Genomic DNA, 4037 nt, shown 5'->3' with positions numbered 1-4037 from the left:
TAGACCTCTTTCGAGACTACAAATGACGTTCCTCCGCAGGCAGCTTCCCTTGGTCATCACGTTCGTAGCGGGTGTCATATTTACGCTCCAATACTATGTGCCCCATCCCAAATCCGAGACACTCCTCACTGAGGGCTCCCTGTGGATTCAGATCATCGGGTTGTTTGCGCTGGTTTTGGGCGTGACCAGCCTGTTTCATATTCACGCGGTCAAGATCAAGCGTCAGGAACCAGGATGGGGATACAGCGTGATCCTTTATTTTGGGATCGTCGTGACCTTAGCCGTGGGCCTGTTCGTGCAGTGGGTTGGGGGTGAGCATCCCGGGGGGAAGGAAACGATCGACGGCGCCATGACTGCTTTCGGGTGGATTTATACCTACACAATGGTTCCCCTCCAGGGAACGATGTTCGCCATTCTGGCCTTCTTCATCGCCTCCGCGGCGTATCGTTCTTTCCGGGCACGCAGCAAGGAAGCCGCCTTGCTCCTAACCGCGGCCGTCATCGTCATGATGGGGAGGGTGCCTCTTGGCGAGTATCTGCTGCCCGTTACCGGTGATATCACGCTGTGGATTTTGAACGTACTGAACGCCTCGGTCCGACGCGCCATCCTGATCGGCATCAGTCTGGGCGCGGTGGCTCTTTCCATCAAGATCATTTTTGGCCTGGAGCGAGCGTATCTCGGGGGAGGCAAAGAATAAGGTCAAAGGTAAAAGGTAAAAGGGCAAAAGTTAAATATGACGACTTCCACACTTCTTCCTTTTTACGTTTTCCTTTTTACTTGGGAGCGAACACGGTGAGCTTTCCAGAGAAGATGTTGCGAATTGACCGCCGGATCATCTTTTTCGTGATCGGCCTGTGCACGCTGGTGCCCCTTTTGTACCCCGTGGGCCTTCCTATTAAGGGAACACCGGAAGTCCGCGCGGTGTACGATTACATCGAATCCTTACCCGATGGGTCGGTATTTCTTCTCAGCATGGATTTCGACCCGGCGTCCAAACCCGAACTTGAACCCCAGGCTCTCGCCTTACTGCGCCACGCGTTCAGCAGAAATCTCAGAGTCATCGCAATGACGTTGTGGCTCCCTGGCACTGGCTTGGCCGAACAGACTGTCAACAGGGTCGCTCAGGAATTAGGCAAGGTCAACGGAGAGGATTACGTGTTTCTGGGTTATAGCCCCGGGGTCGGGGCGCTGATCATAGGGATGGGCCAAGATCTCTACAAGGCGTTTCCGAGCGATTATTACGGCAATCCAACGAAAACGCTGGCGGTTCTGAAAGACGTGCCGAACCTTCGGCACGTGAACTATGTGGTAAGTCTGGCGGCAGGAACTCCAGGGGTCGAAACGTGGTACTTGTTCGGAAAGGACAAATACCAATTTGAGCTCGGGGGAGGATGCACCGGAGTGATCGCTCCGGGACTCTACCCCCTGCTGCGGAGCGGCCAGATCAACGGGCTTATCGGCGGAATGCGTGGGGCAGCCGAATACGAGTTACTCATCGACCAGAGTGGCTCTGCAGTTGCGGGAATGGATGCTCAGTCAGCGACGCACTTTGCGATCATCGTTTTGGTCATCTTGTGTAACACCTTTTATTTTATGACGCGGCGCGCCGCTGCGCGAGGTGGGTGAAGTGGAAGCGTATGGTCGCTTTGGTCTGTTGCGTCCATTCGCTTCGTCTCTCAACAAACCGGACTCAACAGAAGTAACGGACCACACAGACAACACTGACCTCACTGACGAAACGACAACTCGCGAGCACCTCGATGCCTTTTGACGTAGTCCTCGGTGCATGGGTTGCCGTAGGGCTGACCCTCTTCATCTTCACCTTCCTCTACGAGGATAACCCTCTCTTCAAGTTGGCGGAGCACCTCTATGTCGGCATTTCGGTCGGATACACGATTGTCAAAGGGTATGAGCTGGTCTTTCGCCTCATTTATGATCCGATCGTAGACGAAGGGGAATGGTCACGGCTGATTCCGGTGGGCATCGGTATCTTAATGCTGACTCGGTATATTCCCAAGATTGCCTGGCTTTCGCGCATTGCTTTTGCGTTCGTTGTCGGAGTCGGCTCCGGGCTGGCCATTCCTCGGCTGATCTCGTCCTATATCCTCAAGCAGGTCGAGGATACGGTGCGTCCCTTGGTCTCCGTCCTGGAGGGAGGCCTCATTAGGCCGACCTTCGACATCCTGAATCCGGAGAGCAGTCTCAACTCTTTGGTGATCCTGATCGGGGTCATGTCGGTGCTCTTCTATTTTTTCTTTTCGATCGAGCATCGCGGCCCCGTCAAAGTCGCTGCACGGACCGGCATCTTCTTTCTTATGCTGTCCTTCGGCGCTGCCTTCGGATACACGGTGATGGCCCGCATGTCCCTGCTGATCGGCCGCTTCAGGGATCTCATTGAATTCGCTCGGCCGGAGTACGGCCGCGCCACGTTGTGGCTCCTCGCCGTGACCATTGTGATCTTGGTCACTGCCGCATTCCGCAGACCCAGCGCACCTCCCGAGCAAGAGTAACCCGCCCCAAGGCCCGCAGTCAGCCGGTTGCGCCCTGAGTCTAGAGGCAGGTAGAATGCTGTGCTTGTTATGAACGGGAGCAAACAATAGATAACAGGTATCCGAGGTTGGTCCATGTCGAGGCCCGTCGACGGGGCTCAGGGCTGCCTGGATAAGCACCATATGATGGCGGAGCTACGACATGGTTCGATCAAAGAGGGTCTTACCTATCATGTGCTCGGAGTCATCACTAAAGCCGGAATGACATGACCGAAAGAGCCAAAGATCCCAACCAGTACCCTCTGCTGCGGAATCTTCAGTTCTCTCCCCTTAGGCAGCAGGATGAGCAGTACATCATGCTATGGGATGCATCCGGAATTTCGGCCGACAAGTTGATCATTCCATTAAGCTACTTCTTCATCATCCAGCATTTCGATGGGGAACATTCGCTAGAACAGGTCGCCACGCTGTATCTGAAAAGGTTCGGTGAGTTCCTGAGTCCAGGCCGTCTCTCGAAGCTGGTCGCCGATCTCAACGAGAAGCTCTTTCTGGAAGGAGAGCGCTTTGCAGCCGCCAAGGCCGCCGCGAGAGCGGCGTACCGAGACGCCCCCGTCCGTAAGGCCGCCTATGCCGGGAAAAGTTACCCTGACGACTCAACCCAACTGTTGGCGCAACTTGAGTCGTTTTACAGCTCCAAAGAGGGCCCGGAGATCAGGCCATCAGCCAATCGTGGAAAGCGGATGCGAGGCCTCGTGGCCCCGCACCATGAAATGCGGGATGCCGGTCCCCTGTATGCCTGGGCGTACAAGGAGCTGAAGGAAGCCGTTGCACCGAACCTGGTTGTCGTGCTCGGAACCTGTCATGCTGGACTGGAAAACCTCTACGCGCTCACCGATAAAGATTTTGAGACTCCCCTCGGGCTTGTACGGGTGGACCGGGACATCTTGGATTGGTTCAGGAAGCACGGCTCTAGCACCTACTTCGACGAGGAACTGAACCATCAATACGAGCACACGATCGAGTTTCAGCTTCCGTTCCTCCAACACACGCTGGGACCGGACACCCCCTTTACGATTGTGCCCATCTTGTGCGCGTTTCCCCCTGCCTACGTGGCAGACCCCGCATCCCAGCCCGTGAAGGACAAGATCGAGGCTTTTATCCAGACCATGAAAGAGGGGATTGCAGCATCCGGCAAAGAGCCCTGCATCGTGGCGAGCGCCGAGCTGGCTCACATTGGCATGCGTTATGGCGACTCCAACCCGCCCAGCGACTTTACTTTCCATCGGTGTATGCAGGCAGACCTGGCCATGCTCAAGCATGTGGAGGAGGTGGATCCCGAGGCCTTTGCACGGTTCATCCTCAAGGAACACGATGAGCGAAGAATTTTCGGGTTCGCCCCGATCTACACCATGTTGCGGCTGATTCAGGCTGCCAAGGGAGAGGTTCTACGGTATGACCGAGCGATCACGGACCAGTTCAATTCGACCGTGACCTACGCAAGCATGGCCTTCTTCTAGCCGACTCATTCCTTCACGGTAACTTGCATCG

The 4037-nt window shown here is 55.6% G+C and carries 4 protein-coding genes; all 4 read left to right on the top strand.

The annotated features are described in order from the left end of the window. Nucleotides 1-22 precede the first annotated feature (22 nt). The 4 genes from O6929_05470 (at nucleotide 23) to amrB (ending at nucleotide 4006) form a co-directional block, all read left to right on the top strand. Nucleotides 23-697: a hypothetical protein gene (locus tag O6929_05470; GenBank protein MCZ6479834.1), complete on the top strand. Its 675-nt coding sequence runs from the start codon at nucleotides 23-25 to the stop codon at nucleotides 695-697. A gap of 95 nt (nucleotides 698-792) precedes the next feature. Beyond that, on the top strand, nucleotides 793-1626 hold the full coding sequence (locus O6929_05465) for a hypothetical protein (GenBank protein ID MCZ6479833.1): 834 nt from the start codon (nucleotides 793-795) through the stop codon (nucleotides 1624-1626). Between the two features lie 134 nt (nucleotides 1627-1760). Beyond that, nucleotides 1761-2510 (top strand): hypothetical protein, encoded by a 750-nt coding sequence (locus O6929_05460; GenBank protein MCZ6479832.1) that lies wholly within the window; start codon nucleotides 1761-1763, stop codon nucleotides 2508-2510. 245 nt (nucleotides 2511-2755) lie between these two features. Next, the gene (amrB, locus tag O6929_05455) at nucleotides 2756-4006 is read left to right on the top strand and encodes an AmmeMemoRadiSam system protein B (GenBank protein MCZ6479831.1); all 1251 of its coding nucleotides are present in this window, start codon (nucleotides 2756-2758) and stop codon (nucleotides 4004-4006) included. Nucleotides 4007-4037 lie beyond the last annotated feature (31 nt).

Source organism: Candidatus Methylomirabilota bacterium (assembly GCA_027293415.1).
GTDB lineage: Bacteria > Methylomirabilota > Methylomirabilia > Methylomirabilales > CSP1-5 > CSP1-5.
The sequence above is the reverse complement of the archived record's forward strand: the minus strand, read 5'-3'. Positions and strand labels throughout refer to the sequence as shown.